At 39.7% G+C, this 18,503-nt stretch carries 18 protein-coding genes and 1 pseudogene; 14 read left to right on the top strand and 5 right to left on the bottom strand.

The window, feature by feature from the left end; genetic code table 11:
• The first annotated feature begins 10 nt into the window (after positions 1-10).
• Both CQZ96_RS11370 and CQZ96_RS11365 read left to right on the top strand, forming a co-directional pair.
• Positions 11-1,129 (top strand): endonuclease/exonuclease/phosphatase family protein, encoded by a 1,119-nt coding sequence (locus CQZ96_RS11370; RefSeq protein WP_105713973.1) that lies wholly within the window; start codon positions 11-13, stop codon positions 1,127-1,129.
• A 331-nt stretch (positions 1,130-1,460) separates the two neighbouring features.
• Positions 1,461-1,778 carry a hypothetical protein gene (locus tag CQZ96_RS11365; RefSeq protein ID WP_105713972.1) on the top strand — a complete coding sequence of 106 codons (318 nt, stop codon included), beginning with the start codon at positions 1,461-1,463 and terminating at the stop codon, positions 1,776-1,778.
• A gap of 36 nt (positions 1,779-1,814) precedes the next feature.
• Here the strand turns inward: CQZ96_RS11365 and CQZ96_RS11360 are convergent, their stop codons facing one another.
• Positions 1,815-2,378: a hypothetical protein gene (locus CQZ96_RS11360; RefSeq protein WP_105713971.1), complete on the bottom strand. Its 564-nt coding sequence runs from the start codon at positions 2,376-2,378 to the stop codon at positions 1,815-1,817.
• A 188-nt stretch (positions 2,379-2,566) separates the two neighbouring features.
• Positions 2,567-3,502 carry a lauroyl acyltransferase gene (locus CQZ96_RS11355; RefSeq protein WP_105713970.1) on the bottom strand — a complete coding sequence of 312 codons (936 nt, stop codon included), beginning with the start codon at positions 3,500-3,502 and terminating at the stop codon, positions 2,567-2,569.
• A 116-nt stretch (positions 3,503-3,618) separates the two neighbouring features.
• Here CQZ96_RS11355 and CQZ96_RS11350 point away from each other — a divergent pair, with 116 nt between their 5' ends.
• Together CQZ96_RS11350 and CQZ96_RS11345 are read left to right on the top strand one after the other, a co-directional pair.
• Positions 3,619-4,170, top strand: a complete 552-nt coding sequence (locus tag CQZ96_RS11350; RefSeq protein ID WP_105713969.1) for an O-acetyl-ADP-ribose deacetylase — start codon at positions 3,619-3,621, stop codon at positions 4,168-4,170.
• 37 nt (positions 4,171-4,207) lie between these two features.
• Positions 4,208-5,185, top strand: a complete 978-nt coding sequence (locus CQZ96_RS11345; RefSeq protein ID WP_105713968.1) for an acyltransferase family protein — start codon at positions 4,208-4,210, stop codon at positions 5,183-5,185.
• A 113-nt stretch (positions 5,186-5,298) separates the two neighbouring features.
• Here CQZ96_RS11345 and CQZ96_RS11340 read toward each other — a convergent pair whose 3' ends face one another.
• Positions 5,299-5,514: a hypothetical protein gene (locus tag CQZ96_RS11340; RefSeq protein ID WP_224964682.1), complete on the bottom strand. Its 216-nt coding sequence runs from the start codon at positions 5,512-5,514 to the stop codon at positions 5,299-5,301.
• A 365-nt stretch (positions 5,515-5,879) separates the two neighbouring features.
• Here CQZ96_RS11340 and CQZ96_RS21815 point away from each other — a divergent pair, with 365 nt between their 5' ends.
• Positions 5,880-6,008 carry a hypothetical protein gene (locus tag CQZ96_RS21815; RefSeq protein WP_267313590.1) on the top strand — a complete coding sequence of 43 codons (129 nt, stop codon included), beginning with the start codon at positions 5,880-5,882 and terminating at the stop codon, positions 6,006-6,008.
• A 207-nt stretch (positions 6,009-6,215) separates the two neighbouring features.
• Here the strand turns inward: CQZ96_RS21815 and CQZ96_RS11335 are convergent, their stop codons facing one another.
• A complete protein-coding gene (locus CQZ96_RS11335) occupies positions 6,216-8,126 on the bottom strand; it encodes an ATP-binding cassette domain-containing protein (protein ID WP_004718049.1) in 1,911 nt (636 codons plus the stop codon).
• Between the two features lie 35 nt (positions 8,127-8,161).
• Between CQZ96_RS11335 and CQZ96_RS11330 the strand changes: the two genes are divergently transcribed.
• The 8 genes and pseudogenes from CQZ96_RS11330 to CQZ96_RS11295 all read left to right on the top strand — a co-directional run bounded on the left by CQZ96_RS11330 (position 8,162) and on the right by CQZ96_RS11295 (position 17,161).
• Positions 8,162-8,407, top strand: a complete 246-nt coding sequence (locus tag CQZ96_RS11330) for a SlyX family protein (RefSeq protein ID WP_004718047.1) — start codon at positions 8,162-8,164, stop codon at positions 8,405-8,407.
• A gap of 123 nt (positions 8,408-8,530) precedes the next feature.
• On the top strand, positions 8,531-9,439 hold the full coding sequence (gene mumR, locus CQZ96_RS11325; RefSeq protein ID WP_004718045.1) for a LysR family transcriptional regulator MumR: 909 nt from the start codon (positions 8,531-8,533) through the stop codon (positions 9,437-9,439).
• Positions 9,440-9,770: 331 nt separating this feature from the next.
• Positions 9,771-11,022: pseudogene (locus tag CQZ96_RS11320) on the top strand (NRAMP family divalent metal transporter).
• A 35-nt stretch (positions 11,023-11,057) separates the two neighbouring features.
• Positions 11,058-11,816, top strand: coding sequence for a LamB/YcsF family protein (locus tag CQZ96_RS11315; protein ID WP_105713967.1), 759 nt, complete (start codon positions 11,058-11,060; stop codon positions 11,814-11,816).
• A 19-nt stretch (positions 11,817-11,835) separates the two neighbouring features.
• On the top strand, positions 11,836-12,642 hold the full coding sequence (locus CQZ96_RS11310; protein WP_105713966.1) for a putative hydro-lyase: 807 nt from the start codon (positions 11,836-11,838) through the stop codon (positions 12,640-12,642).
• Positions 12,643-12,661: 19 nt separating this feature from the next.
• Complete coding sequence (locus CQZ96_RS11305) at positions 12,662-14,242, top strand: urea amidolyase family protein (protein ID WP_105713965.1); 1,581 nt, start codon at positions 12,662-12,664, stop codon at positions 14,240-14,242.
• A gap of 1 nt (position 14,243) precedes the next feature.
• A complete protein-coding gene (locus CQZ96_RS11300; RefSeq protein WP_105713964.1) occupies positions 14,244-15,983 on the top strand; it encodes an acetyl/propionyl/methylcrotonyl-CoA carboxylase subunit alpha in 1,740 nt (579 codons plus the stop codon).
• A gap of 140 nt (positions 15,984-16,123) precedes the next feature.
• Positions 16,124-17,161 carry a hypothetical protein gene (locus tag CQZ96_RS11295; protein ID WP_105714046.1) on the top strand — a complete coding sequence of 346 codons (1,038 nt, stop codon included), beginning with the start codon at positions 16,124-16,126 and terminating at the stop codon, positions 17,159-17,161.
• Between the two features lie 105 nt (positions 17,162-17,266).
• Here CQZ96_RS11295 and CQZ96_RS11290 read toward each other — a convergent pair whose 3' ends face one another.
• Positions 17,267-18,013: an SDR family oxidoreductase gene (locus CQZ96_RS11290; RefSeq protein WP_105713963.1), complete on the bottom strand. Its 747-nt coding sequence runs from the start codon at positions 18,011-18,013 to the stop codon at positions 17,267-17,269.
• A 148-nt stretch (positions 18,014-18,161) separates the two neighbouring features.
• Between CQZ96_RS11290 and CQZ96_RS11285 the strand changes: the two genes are divergently transcribed.
• On the top strand, positions 18,162-18,500 hold the full coding sequence (locus tag CQZ96_RS11285) for a winged helix-turn-helix transcriptional regulator (RefSeq protein WP_105713962.1): 339 nt from the start codon (positions 18,162-18,164) through the stop codon (positions 18,498-18,500).
• The last annotated feature ends 3 nt before the right edge of the window (positions 18,501-18,503 follow it).

Raw genomic sequence — 18,503 nt, 5'->3', positions numbered from 1 at the left:
GTGACAAAATATGATCTGGATAGAAGTACTTGCGTTGATTGTGATTTGGCTAAGTTTCTGGTCACTGATTCCCCGTGATGAATGGTGGTTTAGAGGTGCTGATTTTCCACGCTTGCAGATATTATTTGTTGGTCTGATTGCCTTGGGATTGATGTTGTTTTGGACAGCGCCGTGGGACTTGGTCCGTGAAGTGATTTTATTTTTATTGATTGCTGCCTTAGCTTTTCAATTAAAGATGGTTTTGCCTTATACCTTCATTTGGAAGAAACAAGTCAAACAGGTGAGCAAAGATCAGCTTAATCCTGATCAGCAAATTTCAGTGATTGTGTCGAACGTGCTGACACCGAATGATCAATATCACTTATTGCTTGAGCAAATTGAACAGCACCAGCCAGATATTGTTTTGACACTTGAAACTGATCAAACTTGGCAAAATGAATTGGCTCAAATTGAAAAAGATTATCCTTATCGTGTGGCTATACCTTTAGATAATCTCTATGGGATGCATTTGTATAGCAAACTCAAGTTGGTCGATACAGAGGTTAAATTCATTCTCAGTGATGAAATTCCGTCTATTCATACCACGGTGATTTTACCATCTGGGCAAGCGGTGCAACTGTATTGTTTACATCCCAAACCACCAAGTCCAACAGAAGCCAAAGACTCGACTTTACGTGATGCTGAATTGCTTATTGTGGGGGATCAGATCAAAGACTTGGATGAGAGCTGTATTGTTATGGGGGATTTAAACGATGTTGCTTGGTCACGCACAACACGTTTATTTCAGCGTATTAGTGGTTTGCTTGACCCACGTGTGGGGCGCAGATATATCAACACCTTCCATGCTGACTATAAATTTTTGAGATGGTCTTTGGATCATTTATTTCACAGTACAGATTTTGCTTTAGTACATATGCAACGACTGCCTCATGTGGGTTCAGATCATTTTCCGATTTATGTGGTATTACAAACAGGGCGTATTTTTGAGCAAACTCAAGAAGAGTTAGAGCAAACTGATGCAGATGAAAGGGAAGCGCAAGAGGCAATTCAGGAAGGGATTGAAAAAGCAGAGAAAGAGGAGAAGTTGGTGACTGACGAAATTACGCAAAGTTATAAAGCTGGAACCTGATTGTCTGACAATAAAATTAAAAAATGGCTGATTTTTGTAAGCAATTACTTACATGGATTTAGGCCCTAAGCGGATAGCATGCAAAGCATATTCGTTTTAATCTTTACTTATCGACACAGGGAATGAGAACGGAAAATCTCACTAAGGAAGACGAAGTCGATGGAGCAATCATCAAGGATTTGATGTTGGAATGGATAACCAAGAAAATAAGAATAAGATGTGAAAGCACAACCTCATGAACCCGAGTTTTGCAGGATGCAGAACTCGGGTTATGCTTTATTTATGGTATATAATTTAGAATAGACAAGATTGAAAATAAAAAAGAGTGGCTATGTTTCTCGCAAAAGTTCAAGAATTCGCTTCAAGTCTTAAACATTTTACTGGTTTAAGTAGTGATGCTTTATTTATCTATGCAGGTTTAATCGTCTATTTTATTGTTGCTGCAATTCATAAAAGACAACTTAAATCAAATCTTGCGATTATCGCCACAGTGGTACTTGCCTTTGTAATAGAAATCTTTAATGCACGCGCAGATATTTTTGGTAGAGGTTATTGGCGTATTTGGGAAAGTATCCATAGCATAGTCAATATGATTTTTTGGCCTTATGTGATTTGGGCGATGGCACGTTTTCGGGTATGGAAAGGTTAGTTTTTCTACTTAACCCGCTTATGATCCAAATTATTTTTATTTTCCATAATGTTGATTTAAGGCGTCCATTTCAGCAGAAATTTTTTGTTGAAGCGCCATTGAGCGTTTACCAAGTTGCTCAAATTCATCGCTGGGTGCATTTGCATCAAAATCTGGGGCTGTTGAAAGCGTATACATTTTCTGACTGGTGATTAAATTATCAATCATTTGTGTGCGTAGACTTTGTACTTCACTGCTTTTTAAATTTAATGCCATGATTTGTTGTTGAGTTTTCGCTTGTATATCATTGGCTTTGAGTAAAATATGCTGGCGCTTTTCAGGTTGGGGAGCAGCTGATTGAAGCTCCGCTCTTAATTGAAGTGCTTGAGTATTTGCATGATTGACGATCTGATTAAGTTGAGCCAAGTCTGTTGTAATCTCTGTTGCGTTGGCTGTACTCAGTTCAGTCGCTTTGCTTTTCCAATTGCCTTGAGTTTTTGCGGTAGACGTAGTTTCTGATGTTTTGTTTTGGGCGATATCTGCTTTTTGCTCTGAACATGCGGTAAACATCAAACTGAAACTGATCAAACATGAAAAAAGAACTTTATTGGCGATATTCATTGTTTTATTTTCCTTAAATTTGAATGTATTCAGCTTATTATTGATAAATCTTAATTCGCTTTGTTTGATCAAGAAAGTGGGCATGTGTAACTAGACGCAGTTCGCCATGAACGATGCTATTTAGACGCTAGATGACCAAAATAAAAAGGAGATATTTTTATATCTCCTGATCGTTAAAACAAAAACACTTAATAGATTTTCTCATAACCTTCTGGGCGTGTTTTAAAGCGACGATGAAACCACATATATTGTGTCGGTGCGATCCGCAGTTGATTTTCAATGATTTTATTGACACGAATCGCATCATCCATTTCATCTTCACTGGGTAATGGATCAACAGCAGGTTCAATAAGCACATGATATTTTGGATCTTTGATATCACCATCACGATAAAAATACAGTGGGATTGCGACAGCTTTTGATATTTTCAATAAACGTCGATGCGCCGTTACCGTTGCAGCGGGCGTACCAAAAAAGGGTGCCATCACCCCTTGTTTTAATCCAAAATCCTGATCTGGACTATACCAAATGGCATCACCTTCTTTCAGATGGCGAATCAATCCACGCATATCATCATGATCAATCTGCGTTTTATAAATCGTTGCACGACAACGATAAATCAGCATATCGAGTAAAGGATTATTCTGTGGGCGATACACGACATCGGGTTCAAAAAATTGTGCACATAAATAACCACCAGCATCAAGCATGGTGCTATGAGTGCCGAGTAGTAGTATACCTTGACCATTTTGTTTGGCGTGTTGGATATGCTCTAGCCCTTGAATGCTGACACGGTTTTTAAACCATTGTGGTGAATACCATGCATTTAAGGTTTCAAAGACCCCGACCATTTGATCAACAAAGACTTGTCTTGAGTTGTTGATGACTTGTTCAGGCGACCATTCTGGAAAGCAGACTTCTAAATTACGCGTTGTTGTTTCACGACGTGATTTAAGTCGGTCAAAGGCAATATTGCCTAACAGTGTCGCTAAGCGATACTGAATTGCCCAAGGCAAGATCGCGAGCATCATCAAAAATACAATCGCAATCCAGATTCCCCAATATTTCGGATGTAAAAATGCCCAATAAAATTTTCCAGGCTCGTATTGATGCTTTTTACTCATAGCAGTTTTGTAAATTTGGGGAAGTTAAAACTGAAAGGAGTGTAGCATGAAGCGGTTTAAAGAAGAAAATTCAAGGTGTCATTCACTCTCATTGAGGATAAGCAAGGAAGCATGACGTGAAAATAATTCGGTTAATTCAAGGTGATATTACAGTTCAAAAGGTGGATGCAATTGTAAATGCTGCCAATACCTCGTTACTTGGCGGTGGTGGTGTGGATGGTGCAATTCATCGAAAAGGTGGTTCTGCTATTTTGGAGGATTGTCAAAAGATCCGAGCTCGACAGGGTGGTTGTGCAATTGGTGAAGCGGTGATTACCACAGCAGGGTTGTTGCCCTGTAATTATGTGATTCATACCGTGGGCCCCACTTGGCAAGATGGACAGCATGCTGAAAATGAACTTCTTGAGAAAGCCTATCTCAATAGCTTAAGACTCGCTGAGCAATATCAGCTAAAAACACTGGCATTTCCGAATATTTCAACAGGGATTTATCGTTTTCCCAAATCAGAAGCAGCATTTATCGCCATAAACAGCGTGACTAAGTTTTTAACCCAGACGACCAATTTAGAGGAAGTCAGTTTCGTGTGTTTTGATTTGGAAAATTTTAAAATTTATCGCCAGCATCTTGCCGAGATTGATCAAAAGCAAGTGCATGTTTTAGGTATATAATCGCAATTATTCACTGACTATTTTAGACAACCTTACGATGAGAGATACCTACTTAGACAGTTGTAAGGCAACACTGATATTTCTTGTGGTTCTCGGGCATTTTCTAGAACGCATGATCGGTTGGAAAGATCCGATTGATCATGCCTTGTTAGGTACGATTTATTTTGTACATATGCCAGCTTTTATCTTTATTTCGGGCATGTTGTTTAAAGACAGTAAATGGTTTAAGAATATTCTATTTTTTGTCGCGCTCTATTTACCCTTTCAAATTCTATTTCCTGCATTTTATGCCATCTGGTCAGGTAAATTTCAGCTCAATTGGAATGTGTTTGAACGACCTTATTGGATCTTATGGTATCTGTTGGGCATGATGGTATGGACAACGCTTACCCATTTTTTGATAAAAACAAAATTTGCACTGCTGATTGCACTGATTCTTGCTTTATGTGTCGGTTTAAGCCCATGGAACAATTACCAATACTCTATCGGAAGAATTTTTAGCTTCTTTCCATTTTTTATTGTGGGTGCACTTTATGGCAAAACCATTGTCGAGAAAATTCAGCAATTTAAATTCACTCAAATTTTAGCTGGATTCATCGTGGTGGGTATTGCAAGCTTGGTGTATTTCACCCAAATCAACCCATTTTGGTTATATGGCAGTTTAAGTTATCAGCAACTTAAGGTAAGTATGTGGGATGGTACGTGGATCAGAATAGGCTGTCTATTGATGTCGAGTTTGGGCATTTTCGCGATGTTTGCATGGACAAAATTATTGAATATTGGCTGTGTGCAACTTGGAAAAAACACCTTGGCGGTGTATTTGCTACATGGTTTTGTGGTGATGTTGATTGCACGTTATTGGCAACTGGATTTTAATATTTTTGTGGAAATTGGGATTTGTATTGGTTTATCTGTATTGACTTGCTGGATATTACAACAACAATTTTTTGATATTTTATTAAGAAAATTATCTTTATGGTTAATCAAACCTGTTGAAAAATTCGGTTTAAAGTAGCGAATGGATTTGAAGCGATCCAGAGCATTCGCTGAAAATTTAAAAGCTACACTGTTGGTGTAGCTTTTAAGCATGAGGATCATAATTTTATAAAGCGACAGTTTTAAAGTGGATTATTTGGTTGCTGCTTTACCCTCTACTTTTTTTGCTGTTGCTGATTTTTGTGCAGCGGCATGGTGTTTTTGGCTATGACCAGCTTTATGTTGTTTTTGCATTTGATGGGTTTTAACCGCTTGAGTCGAATGCTGTGCTGGAGTTGCTGCCATTGCAGAACCTGCGAAAATTGCTGTGGTGAATGCTGCAACAAGTAATGATGTAACTTTTTTCATGATCATATTCTCACTAAATAATTCGAGATCTGAACTAGATTCGATAATCATATCTTGGTGGATTTGTATGGAAACATCATGAAGTGCTTGTAGCGAAATTCAGTATAAATGAAATGATCATGGGTAAGATGAGTGGGGAATGGTAAGTGCTTTGATTTTTTAAGTTTTATTTAATTTTAATCAGTAAAGTATTGCCGTCATTTTAACTTGAACTAAGCCATTTAAATAAGTGCGTTTATTTTTAAAAATGAAAGATTCTGTTATGTATCATTTAAAGTATTAGCTAGATGATGAAACTCTGATTACAGACTTAAATTTAGCACTTTGATCTTTTACTGCTACTCCACTATTGAAATGTTCCCCACATGAATAAGACAATCAGAAGAGTAACCATAAAGGACTTAATTGCAATTACCCAATTGATTGCGCCTTTTATTGATGAGTTTGCAATTAATGGCAGTGGGCGACAACTGTTTTCCGTAAGTATGATTTAAAATTTGGCTTTGTGGTGAAAGATGAAACCATTGAAAATCATGGGTTGCGTTATGTTTCAATGTCTTTGAATCTGGTTAATACATAAAGCTGAAAATATGTATTGTATATCTATAAGATGATTGATCTATGTTGTTGGTTTCAATGTCGGCAGGCTCAATAAAAACTCCGCATATTTGCGGAGTTTTTATTTAAAGATTTTACAAGAATTAACCTTTGATCATTTCTTCTAATGCATCCCAACGCTCCATTTTTTCAAGCATCAGTTCATCAATCTCACCAAGACGTTGCGACGCTTTGGTGGCTGCATCTGCATCAGTCACAAACCAAGAACCATCAGCAAGTTTTGCAGTCAGTTCAGCTTGTTCTTTTTCCAAAGCTTCAATTTCTGCGGGTAATTGTTCTAAAGCGCGTTGATCTTTATAACTCAACTTCACTTTTTTAACGGCTGGTTCAGCAGGCGTCGCAGCAGCTTCCGCTTTCGCAATAGCTTTTTTTACATCACTTTTCTGATCGACAACACGTTGATCTGGACGTTGTTCTAGATAGTCTTGATAGCCACCAATGTACTCATCGATATTGCCTTTACCATCAAATACCCAAGTTGATGTCACAACATTGTCCATAAATGCACGGTCATGGGAGATCAATAACAAAGTCCCTTTATAATCACTCAACATCTCTTCAAGTAATTCTAAAGTCACCATGTCTAAGTCATTGGTTGGCTCATCCATCACAATAAGGTTAGACGGTTTAAGCAATAACTTTGCCAAAAGGATACGGTTACGCTCACCACCTGAAAGTGCTTTTACTGGAGTACGCGCGCGTTCAGGCGAGAATAAAAAGTCTTGTAAATAGCTGTAGATATGACGGCGACCACCATTAACATCGACAAAGTCTGAGCCTTCAGACACATTGGCCATTACTGATTTTTCAAGATCTAGCGCATTACGTAATTGGTCAAAATAAGCCACTTCAAGCTGTGTACCTGTTTTTACCGAACCGCCATGTTCAAGTTCACCTAAAATGGCTTTAATCAAGGTGGTTTTACCTACACCATTGTCACCGACTAAACCAATACGGTCGCCACGCAGTACTAACGCAGAGAAATCTTTAATAATTGGTGCATTATCACCAAAAGCCACACTTAAGTGTTCAATATCAAAGACCAATTTACCTGAACGATTTGCCTCTTGAGTCGCCATGCTCACTTTACCTTGTTGTGAGCGACGTGCTTTAGATTGTTCACGTAAATCTTTTAATGCACGTACACGACCTTCGTTACGGGTACGACGTGCTTTGATCCCTTGACGAATCCAAGTTTCCTCTTCAGCCAAGCGTTTATCAAACAGTGCATTCTGCTTTTCTTCAGCTTCCATTTGCTGTGCTTTTAGGTCGAGGTAGCGTGAGTAGTTACCTTCATAACTACGTAAAACACCACGATCTAACTCCACAATACGTGTCGCAATACTGTCAACAAAAGCACGGTCATGGGAAATAAATAATAGGGTGAGATTGTTTTGATCGAGTAAGAATTTCTCTAACCATTCAATACTTTCTACGTCCAAATGGTTGGTTGGTTCGTCAAGTAATAAAACATCAGGTTGCGTCAACAATGCACGTGCTAAAAGTACACGGCGTTTACGCCCACCTGATAAATCAGCTAAATCCGCTTCAGGATCTAAGCCCATTTTGCTTAAGATAGAATTTACTTTAGTTTCTAAGGCCCAACCATCGAGCAAATCCAGCTTATGTTGTAGGTTGCCCATACGATCACAAGCTTCCATATCACCTAATACACAAGCATCGCTGGCTTCGTGGTATTCTTTTAGGACGAGCGCGGCTTCTCCTGCACCTTCGGCAACAATATCTGCAACTTTACCCGAATCCATCGGTACATCCTGAGCAAGCATAGAAATTGTAATACCATTTTGTAATGCAATTTCACCTTGATCAGGCAATAAACTTCCCTCAATCAGTTTGAGTAAAGTAGACTTACCTTCACCGTTACGACCAATCAGACAGACTCGTTCGCCTCGTTCTAAATTGAAGTTTGCGCCATCGAGCAGGGCAGGTCCACCAAACGCAAGTTGGACATCCCTTATAGTAATATAGGCCATACGGTTTCCTAAACATCCCACACTGAGGACTAAAAATGACTAAACATAAAAATATTGATGATCAGGCGTCATTTTCCGCACCCATAGAAGATTTGCAAGTCCGAATTGCATTTTTAGATGATTTAGTCGAACAATTAAATGATCAAGTGGCGCAACAAAGCTTGGAAATCGCTGATTTAAAAAAACAAATGCAGTTAATTTACCAACGTATAGAATCTGCTGATTTGTCAGAAGGTATTGCAGCATTTGACCCAATGACCAATCGTCCTCCGCATTATTGATGCAACGGATGTGAAATATGAGTGGCTGAGGTGTGCTGAATCAGGTGTAAATTCACACATAGCAGTGATATTGGCAAAGGATTTGCATAACGCAAGCGCTAAATTTGTGGGTTAAAATGGATTATGAACTTAAAAAACCTCGAAGCATTTTATTGGGTGGTGACCTTAAACAGTTTTAATAAAGCCGCAACAAAGCTTCACACGACACAGCCTGCAATTTCTCAAAAAATTACTGCGATTGAAAATGATCTCGGTTTTAAAGTGCTTGATCGCAGTTCTCGTCAAATCAAAGCCACGCATAAGGGCATGACCTTATTTAAATATGCTGAAAAGTTTATGCGACTGGAAACAGACTTGGTGGCTGAACTTACAGAAAGTCAGTATTTAACAGGAACGATTCGTTTGGGGGTTTCCGAAACGATTGTCCATACTTGGCTAGTGGAGTATATGGAGCAAGTCCAGCAAGAGTTTCCCAAAGTTTCCATCGAAATCGTGGTGAATTTAACTCCAGATTTACAAGAAGGTGTACGCATCGGTGATTTGGATATGGCGTTTTTACTGGGGCCAACTTTGCCTTTTGAATGTATAGAACGTTCATTGTGTGATTTTGAATTAAGCTTTCTGGCATCACCTTCATTTAAAGGTGGAATCGGGCAGATGTCATTGCGGACATTGATGTCGCATACCATTTTAACCTATCCAAGAATTACCTATCCTTATAAAGAGCTCAAAGCCAAAATGAAAGAACAGAAGATCGATGAACCGCTATCCATCACAAGTTATTCGTTGGTCACATTATTACGTTTAGCTGAACAAGGTTTAGGGATTGCAGTGGTACCTAAACTAACGGCAATCAAAGAAATATTAGATGGGCGATTGGAAATTTTGGATACGCCAATCCAATTAAAGACATTCCACTTTACCGCAATCTATACACAAGGTAATAACACCGCATTAAAAGAAAAGTTGACGGATTTAGCGGTTTTAACTTCGGAAAATGCCATGAAAAAACTGAATAATAAAATTAGATAATGAACAATAAAACGGCATTTTATGCAGCTTTGGTTTTGATTTAAAAATTGCAAAAATATGAAATATTGATAATGAGAACTTATAGAAACTGATAAATATTCATTATTAAATGATTTTAAAAATAATAAAAACATATAAATTCAATATCTTATGTTTAATGAATTTTGGATAAAGTCTTATTGTGACTGACCTTCGCCTATGCTTTTATTTGAAATACAGATTTGGTTCAGCATAACCAGAAAATCTTAAAAGTTTAAAGGATTAAAGAATCTCGTATTTTAGAAAAATAGATGTTCTTTGTTTCACTTGAAATAGCGTTGATTAAGCTCAAATGGATGAGGAACGCCTACATGTCTTTATTGAAATCTTCTTTTTTATCTGACCGTCAATGGGCAATTGTTGCATCTATCTTTATGATGGCAACGTCTGCGATGGGGCCAGGTTTTCTAACTCAAACTGCTGTATTTACAGTGAAATTAGGTGCTGCATTTGGCTTTGCAATCCTAGTTTCGATCATTATTGATTATGTTGTTCAGCAAAACATTTGGCGTGTGGTCACCTTAACGCAAATGCGCGCTTCTGATATTGCCAATAAAGCCTTACCGGGGAGTGGTTACTTACTCGCATTTCTGGTCATTTTAGGTGGGTTTTTCTTTAGTATCGGTAACATTGCAGGTGCTGCACTGGGCTTAAATGCACTCTTTGGGTTGGATACCAAGGTCGGCGGCGTGCTGAGTGGTGCTTTGGCAATTCTGATTTTTGCCTCTAGAAAAGCCACACTGGCGATGGACAAGAGCATGATTATTTTGGGGTTGCTCAAAATCGTTTTGATCGTGATCGTTGCATTTATTGTCATGCCACCTGTGGGGCAAGCCGTTCAACAAACTTTTGCACCTGATCAAATTGATTTCGCCATCATTACAACTATTGTTGGCGGTACCGTAGGTGGTTATATCTGCTATGCAGGCGCGCATCGTTTATTGGACAAAGGTGCGGTTGGACCAGAGAATATTGATGAAGTGGCCAGAGCCGCAACCAAAGGTATTGTGGTGGTTGGGATCATGCGTTATGTATTGTTCTTAGCATTCTTAGGGGTTGTGGTTAGTGGTGCAAATATTGATTTAGCAAGTCACGATGCCAACCCAGCTGCGCAAGCATTCCAATATGCTGCGGGTACATTTGGTTTTAAACTATTTGGCTTGATTTTTTGGGCAGCGGGAATCAGTAGCACGATTGGTGCAGCCTATACCTCTGTTTCATTTATGTCCGCATTTAAACAGAACTTAACCACTAAACATACCAACTACCTCACCATTAGCTTTATTTCTTTAGCCCTGTTGCTTTACGTGATTCTAGGTGCAACACCAGCGGGCTTACTGATCTTTGTGGGTGGTTTTAATGGTTTGGTATTACCAATTGGTTTGACGATTTTTGTCTATGTTGCGGCATGTCGTAAAGACATGATGGGCAATTATAATTATCCAAAATGGTTACTGGTTTTGGGTGTATTAACCTGCTTACTCACATGGTGGATGGGTTATATGTCATTTACGACAGTATTTAATTACCTCACCAAGCTCTAATCAACTTCACACTCAATTGAAAAGGAATGATCACAATGTATGTCGATTTAAATAGTGACTTGGGTGAAAGTTTTGGCTCGTGGAAAATGGGCAATGATGAGCAAATTTTACCTGTTGTCAGTAGCGCCAATATTGCCTGTGGCTTTCATGCAGGTGACCCGTTGGGAATATTGAAGACGCTTCAACAAGCAGTGAAATTAGATGTCACGATTGGTGCGCATGTTTCCTACCCAGATTTGGTTGGTTTTGGTCGCCGTAATATGGATTTGTCTCAAGACGAGCTGATCGCGGATGTGCTCTATCAAATTTCGGCGCTTGACGGTTTGGCAAAAGTTGCTGGTTCAAAAGTGCAATATGTCAAGCCGCATGGGGCGTTGTATAACACCATTGCCAAAGATTCTGTACAAGCCGAAGCCGTGATTGAAGCTATTAAAATGTATAACCCTGCATTGGTACTGGTTGCTTTGGCTGGGTCAAATTTGGTTGCACAAGCACGTCAGGCAGGTCTAAAAGTGGTTTCAGAAGCCTTTGCTGATCGTGCTTATAACCGCGATGGCTCACTGGTTTCACGCCGTTTGGAAGGTGCTGTTTTGCATGATGCTGAGTTTGTGGCAAAACGTGTGGTTGCGATGTTGAAAAATGGTGGGGTTGAGTCAATTGATGGCGTATTTACCCCAATTCAAGCCGATACGATTTGTTTGCATGGTGATACCGCAGGTGCACTAGAAATGTCCGCAGCGATTAAAGCTGAGCTGTTAAAAAACGACATTCAAGTTCGTTCATTTTGTGCATAAAACAATAAGGACAAGACACATGTTTAAAGAGATTAAAGTCGATCCAGTTCAACTCAAAGCTGCATTGGATGCGCGACAACAAATTCGTGCGGGTTTTGATCAACCCACTGCAGGAATGGCTGCTGGAATGACCCAAGTGAACATGATTTCTGTACCTAAAGACTGGGCATATGATTTCTTGTTGTACGCACAGCGTAATCCGCAAAGCTGTCCTGTATTAGACGTTTTGGAAGAAGGCGTATATCACTCTCGATTGGCTGCTGACTCAGACATTCGCACTGACTTTCCACGATATCGTGTTTGGAAAGACGGTGAAATGGTTGATGAGCTCACTGATGCGAGTGAGCTTTATAACGCGCATCCTGATTTAGTGACCTTTTTAATTGGCTGTAGTTTCTCCTTTGAAACAGCTTTGCAAGAAGCGGGGATTGAAGTGCGTCATATCCATGACAAGACCAATGTACCGATGTATTTGAGTAATATCGAATGCCTTTCTGCTGGACGTATTTCAGGAAATATGGTGGTTTCTATGCGCCCCATTCCTGCCCATCAAATAGCTGAGGCTGTGAAAATTACGGCGCGTATGCCGAGTGTTCATGGTGCTCCCGTACATATTGGGCATCCTGAAAGTCTGGGCATACGTGACATCAATCAGCCAGATTTTGGTGATGCCTCACGTATTGAACAGGGTGAAATTCCAGTATTTTGGGCATGTGGTGTAACGCCTCAAGCTGCAATCATGAATTCGAAAATCCCATTTGCCATTAGCCATGCACCAGGACATATGTTGATTACAGACATACCTGATCGTGCGTGGCTGCGTTAAGACAAGAAAGGATCAGTAAATGCGATTTTTATCGGTAAATTCCGACAGTTTCTTGATTGAACTTTCCAGTTTAGAAGAAACTTTGGCGTTATACAGTAAATTGCAAAATTTACACTTGAATGGAATCAAAGATTTAATTCCTGCTGCAAAAACAATTTTAATTTGTTTTAACGAAATCAAGACTGACTTTAAAACCTTGAGTGTTTTGATTGGTACTTTAAACCTTGATTCAGGCTTTGATCGCAATACGCAGGAAGTGATTATTCCGATTCGTTACGATGGTGAAGATTTAGCACAAGTGGCGGAACTGCAAGGCCTCTCTATAGCCGATCTGATTTTAAAACATCATCAAAGCACTTGGGACGTTGCGTTTATTGGCTTTGCTCCAGGTTTTGCTTATATGAGTAGTCTTGATCTGCCCTTTACAGACGTTCCTCGTCTAAAAACACCGCGTAAAAAAATTCCATCAGGCTCACTTGGACTTGCTGGGCAATACTCGGGAATTTATCCAAAAGATAGTCCGGGTGGTTGGCAATTGATTGGAACAACGTCAGAAAAAATGTGGGATTTGGAGCGTCAAAATCCTGCGCTTTTACGACCAGGAATGCGGGTGCATTTTGAGGATGTAACCCATCATCCTGTATCTGTGGATGTGCCCAAGCAAATCACGCCACGACAAGATTTAATTTTAAAACACCCCCTATTCAAAATCACGGCATCTGGCTTGCAAGTTTCGATTCAAGATGAAGGCCGTTTTCAGCACAGCAATATCGGTGTGGGTACAGCAGGGGCGATGGATATCGCTTCGATGCATTGTGCCAATCGAATCGTGGGGAATCCAACGGATACGCCTGTGATTGAGGTGCTAAATGGCGGTTTAAAAGCAGTCATGCAAAATTCAGCTGTCATTAGCGTGGCAGGTGCAATTTCCAATATCCATGTGAAATTTGCAGATGGTCAAAAAGCAGATTTTGACAGCTATCAGGCGATTGCACTGGATGAGGGAGATGAATTTCAAATTCAAACGCCGAGCGCAGGGTTACGCAATTACCTTGCGGTTCGTGGTGGTTTGGATATTCAACCCGTTTTAAATAGCTGTTCTTTTGACAGTTTAGCCATTCTTGGTCCAGCCCCTTTAAAAACGGGTGATGTCATTTACCAAGGTCAAGTCGTCCCATCCAATATCAGCATCAACGAAGTGCCAAAATCCAATCTCCCGTCCCTTGGCGATACGATTGAACTTGATATTGTGATGGGACCTCGAACGGATTGGTTTGAGCAAAGCAGTATTGAAAAACTGTGCAATCAAGCATGGTTAGTCACCAATGAAAGTAATCGAGTGGGATTACGTTTATCTGGGAAAGCGCCCTTAACACGTAATATTCATCATGAATTGGAAAGTGAAGGTACATGTATTGGTGCTTTGCAGATTCCACCCAATGGTCAACCTGTATTGTTTATGAATGATCACCCATTAACTGGTGGTTATCCTGTGATTGCTTCGGTTGCCAAGCATCATTGGGATTTGGTGGCACAAATACCTGCGGATTGCCATATCAAATTTAGAAAAATCGCCGAATTTGTAGATATCGAGAACTAAGATGAACCAGCAAAAATATGTAAATGAAAAATTATTGATTGCCAATCGTGGTGAAATTGCTGTGCGTATTATCCATGCTTGTCGTGATATGGGCATTGCTTCTGTGGCAATGTATGCAGATGACGATATCGGCAGTTTACATGTCGAACTTGCAGATGAAGCATGGGGTTTGGTTGGCGCAACCGCAAAAGAAACCTATTTAAATATTGATGCCATTATTGATATTGCTAAAAAATCAAAAGCCACCATGGTACATCCTGGTTATGGTTTTTTATCGGAACGGGCTGAATTTGCACAAGCTGTGATTGATGCAGGCTTGAAGTGGGTAGGCCCATCTCCTGAAGCCATTACCAAGTTGGGTGATAAAATTGAAGCACGTAAAATCGCCGCTTCAGTGGGTGCACCTTTGGTACAGGGCACACAAGACCCATTGAATAATGCGGATGAGGCTTTAGCCTTTGCAAAACAATATGGCTTGCCTATTGCAATTAAAGCGGCATTTGGTGGTGGTGGTCGTGGTTTAAAAGTGGTTTGGAAGCTTGAAGAAGTGAAAGAACTCTATGACTCTGCTGTCCGTGAAGCAAAAGCCGCCTTTGGTCGTGGCGAATGCTTTGTTGAGCAGTACTTAGACAATCCTCGTCATGTGGAAGCGCAAGTGATTGCCGACCTGCATGGGAATGTGGTGGTCTTAGGTACGCGCGATTGTTCTTTACAGCGCCGCAATCAAAAATTAGTTGAGGAATCTCCAGCACCATTTATCAGTGATGAGATTTACCAAGAGATTTTAACTTCAGCAAAAAATATTTGTCAGGCTGCTCAGTATGTTGGAGCAGGGACAGTCGAGTATTTATTGAGCCAAAACGGGACGCTATCATTTTTAGAAGTCAATACGCGGTTGCAAGTTGAACATCCCGTGACCGAAGAAACAGCGCGAGTTGATTTGGTGGTTGAGCAAATTCAGGTGGCTTTGGGCGAAGAATTATCGATCAAAGAAACCCCTAAAGCACAAGGCCATGCCATTGAGTTTCGTATCAATGCAGAAGACCCTAGCCGTGGTTTTATTCCAGCATTTGGTACACTAAGTTTATTTGAAGCACCTTTTGGTCATGGTGTGCGTGTCGATACTGGCGTGCGTACAGGCTCTCTGGTTTCCAGCCATTTCGATTCTTTAATGGCAAAGCTGATTGTGACGGGGGAAACGCGTGAAATCGCAATACGCCGCGCAAAACGCGCTTTAAAGCAGTTTAAAATTGAGGGGGTGGCTTCAGTTTTAGATTTTCATCGTGCCGTGCTGAATGAGCCTGATTTTACCGACGAATTTAAACTACATACGCGTTGGATTGAAAATGATTTTAAACAAGACTTAAAATCAACTCGACGCGCGATTCCTCAGCATCAACAAGCGATGGTTTTAAGCTATATCGAAATTGATGGGAAATTACACCGTCTAGGCTTACCTGCAGGAATGTTTGCTCAAGGTGCAGTTCAGGTGGAGCAACAACCAGCGCAAAGCACAGAGTTCGCACTTCAACCTGAGCACTTACAAGCGCCTATTAATGGGGCCATTATTGCTTGGAAAGTCCAAACCGGAGAGCAAGTTCGTGCAGGGCAAGTTGTGGCAATTATGGAAGCCATGAAAATGGAAGTTCAAGTTTTGGCACATCAAAGTGGTCAAATTGAATTGCTGAAAGAAGTCGGGAGCACGTGTCAGGCTGATCAAGTGATTGCAACCATCCAATAATATTTATCTTTAAAATCTAAAACTTATACATTTAAGTCAGGTGAAATTGGGAATTTAGGATTAAATTTCCAATTTTATTTGACCTTTTATTGAAAGCTGGTTGTAATGCTTGCCACTGTTCAGTTGCAAACTTTTTGACCATGCCGAATAAAGCTGTTCTTCTCGATCTTGAAAATAATATGCCTACAGCCAAAATGCTGCGGGAGATTATTGAACATTACCCAACACTTTATCTTTTCAATTGTACGGGGAAATTCCAGTACTCACTGGAAGATTTAACTGAATTTTCAGGCTGGGTGAGCAGTGGTCAGGTGGTGATTTTAGAAGTACCGAATGCATCTGAAAAAGAATATGAATATGCAGTTGTGGTGGGACAATTATTGGCATTATTAGAGCCAGAGATGCAGATTGAAGTCATTTCTGCGATGCCAAGTTGTTCCTTATTGTTAGATCTGATGCGTAGCGCTGATCTAGCGTGTAGGTTTATTCAAGTCCAATCCACGTTGGAACGTCAACGCAACAAGTACTCGATACCTAGTCTACAAACCATTCAAAATAAGCCGTATTTGCAAATGGTTAAAAAGTATTGCGATGCTTTGGGAGAGATGACAGGCAAACCGAATACCATTGAAAAATTAAAGAATTCTATTGTGAATATTTTGCAAGTTGTGCCAGAAAAAGCTCAGCATCTGGTTGGCATGTTAATTAATTTAAAAATTGTCAAACGTTTTGATGATCAGGTGGCTTATCGTAAAAAAGTCTTGAAACAATGGACAAGTCTCGATATCGATAAACCTGTTTTAGCACTTCCAACTGAGACTGAATCCGCAGCACAATCCAGTATCAAACTTGAAAAAATTGATCAAATTTTAGAAAAATTACGTATCGATTCAGATCAGGTGTTACAGGAAATGGATCAGCAAGACTCTGTGGGTGCAGTACATCAGGTTTTGTTTAAAAACTTTGCAAAAATAGATCCAGTGCAAATTGAAGTTATTCATAAATTGAATAATTTAAAAACCGATAAACCTAAAGATATTTATGAGTTGCGTGATTTATTGGAGCAAATGTTTCCAAAATCAGATATCCGTTTATTGCTTAAAGAGTTGATTGAAAAAGGCTATATTTATTGGAATGGTCATGAAGTTGTTTATAGTCATGAAATGTATTTAAATTAGGGCGATTTTTAAGCTGCCCAGAGCAATATAAAAAAGCGCTTAGATTTGAATATTTAGCGCTTTTTTATTAAACCATACATTGTATTTTTATCACTTTGCTTATGCTTATAAATTTGCTACGCCACCATCCACCAAGAGTTCGCTACCGACAATAAATTTAGCTTCATCAGATGCAAGATAAATAAAGGCATTGGCAATTTCGACTGGATCCGCCAACCTTTGAATTGGCACAAGATTTTCAATACTGGCTTTGAGCTGTTCAACTTCAGCGGGTGTACTCGCAACTTTGTTGAGGGCAGGGGTTAAGGTTGGTCCCGGTGAAAGTAAGTTAAATCGTATTTGCTGGGCTAAAAGTTCTCTAGATAAGGTCTTAACCAAAGAACGCAAGGCGATTTTTGAGGCAGCATAAACGCTACTTTTCTCTAAGGCAATATGAATACTGGTCGAACCACATAAAATCACTGAAGCATGGGGCTTGATCATTGGAAGTAAGCTTTGTATCAGAAAAAATGGACCTTTTACATTGGTATCGAAAATCGCATCGAATTGTTCAACGGTCCATTGTCCAAATGCTTCATGGCTAACATTGCCTGCATTGATATAAATCACATCGAATTTAATGGATAATTCTTGCATTTTCTCAATGAAATGATCTTGTGATACTAAGCTTGAGTGATCACATTGGATGCCCAAACTTTGGGTGCCGAATTGCACTTGCGTTTGTACAATTTGATCTGAATTTCGGCCAGTAAACACAACAAAAGCACCTTCTTCTATTGCACGTTGTGCTGCTGCAAAACCGATTCCACTGGTTGCGCCAGTAATTAAAACCGTTTTATTCTTTAATCGCATGTTTTTCACTAAAATGTCTACAAACTCTTATATTGTGAAAATTTATTTGTCAAAGTAAGTACTTACCAATTGGTGACTTAGTCGTTGTTTGGTTTGAAATAGGCTAAACTCAAAGGCTATAAAATGTAGCTTTATGTAAGGTGGGAAAATGACAACACTGCAATATGAGCAAAATTGTTCGATTATGCGATTTGTTGGATTATTTTCGGGAAAATGGGTATTGCCAATTGTCTATCATCTTATTGAAGCAAAACATCCTGTTCGATTTAGCCAATTACAAAAGGCTTTAGCGCCGATTCCACAAAAAGAGTTGTCGAAACATTTAAAACTGCTGGAGCAACACCAACTTATAACCAAGCAGATTTACCCAGAAGTACCGCCTAGAGTGGAATATCAAATTACCGAATTAGGACAAACGCTGCAAAGCGCTATTCAGTCATTGGGAAGCTGGATGGAGCTTTATGAAAAAAATATAAATGAAAAATAAGAA

Origin of the sequence: Acinetobacter sp. MYb10 (genome assembly GCF_002980175.2) — a bacterium.
GTDB lineage: Bacteria > Pseudomonadota > Gammaproteobacteria > Pseudomonadales > Moraxellaceae > Acinetobacter > Acinetobacter guillouiae.
Note: the sequence above shows the minus strand (reverse complement) of the source record. Positions and strands in the feature narration are given on the sequence as shown.

What these genes read in the sequence shown, in the direction of transcription:
- CQZ96_RS11340 (WP_224964682.1), bottom strand. Translation starts at nt 5,514, where the DNA reads ATGAAAAAAGTTACATCATTACTTGTTGCAGCATTCACCACAGCAATT.
- CQZ96_RS11330 (WP_004718047.1), top strand. Translation starts at nt 8,162, where the DNA reads ATGACTAAACATAAAAATATTGATGATCAGGCGTCATTTTCCGCACCC.
- mumR (WP_004718045.1), top strand. Translation starts at nt 8,531, where the DNA reads ATGAACTTAAAAAACCTCGAAGCATTTTATTGGGTGGTGACCTTAAAC.
- CQZ96_RS11295 (WP_105714046.1), top strand. Translation starts at nt 16,124, where the DNA reads ATGCCGAATAAAGCTGTTCTTCTCGATCTTGAAAATAATATGCCTACA.
- CQZ96_RS21815 (WP_267313590.1), top strand. Translation starts at nt 5,880, where the DNA reads ATGAATAAGACAATCAGAAGAGTAACCATAAAGGACTTAATTGCAATT.
- CQZ96_RS11345 (WP_105713968.1), top strand. Translation starts at nt 4,208, where the DNA reads ATGAGAGATACCTACTTAGACAGTTGTAAGGCAACACTGATATTTCTT.
- CQZ96_RS11355 (WP_105713970.1), bottom strand. Translation starts at nt 3,502, where the DNA reads ATGAGTAAAAAGCATCAATACGAGCCTGGAAAATTTTATTGGGCATTT.
- CQZ96_RS11370 (WP_105713973.1), top strand. Translation starts at nt 11, where the DNA reads ATGATCTGGATAGAAGTACTTGCGTTGATTGTGATTTGGCTAAGTTTC.
- CQZ96_RS11305 (WP_105713965.1), top strand. Translation starts at nt 12,662, where the DNA reads ATGCGATTTTTATCGGTAAATTCCGACAGTTTCTTGATTGAACTTTCC.
- CQZ96_RS11360 (WP_105713971.1), bottom strand. Translation starts at nt 2,378, where the DNA reads ATGAATATCGCCAATAAAGTTCTTTTTTCATGTTTGATCAGTTTCAGT.
- CQZ96_RS11290 (WP_105713963.1), bottom strand. Translation starts at nt 18,013, where the DNA reads ATGCGATTAAAGAATAAAACGGTTTTAATTACTGGCGCAACCAGTGGA.
- CQZ96_RS11315 (WP_105713967.1), top strand. Translation starts at nt 11,058, where the DNA reads ATGTATGTCGATTTAAATAGTGACTTGGGTGAAAGTTTTGGCTCGTGG.
- CQZ96_RS11300 (WP_105713964.1), top strand. Translation starts at nt 14,244, where the DNA reads ATGAACCAGCAAAAATATGTAAATGAAAAATTATTGATTGCCAATCGT.
- CQZ96_RS11335 (WP_004718049.1), bottom strand. Translation starts at nt 8,126, where the DNA reads ATGGCCTATATTACTATAAGGGATGTCCAACTTGCGTTTGGTGGACCT.
- CQZ96_RS11285 (WP_105713962.1), top strand. Translation starts at nt 18,162, where the DNA reads ATGACAACACTGCAATATGAGCAAAATTGTTCGATTATGCGATTTGTT.
- CQZ96_RS11310 (WP_105713966.1), top strand. Translation starts at nt 11,836, where the DNA reads ATGTTTAAAGAGATTAAAGTCGATCCAGTTCAACTCAAAGCTGCATTG.
- CQZ96_RS11365 (WP_105713972.1), top strand. Translation starts at nt 1,461, where the DNA reads ATGTTTCTCGCAAAAGTTCAAGAATTCGCTTCAAGTCTTAAACATTTT.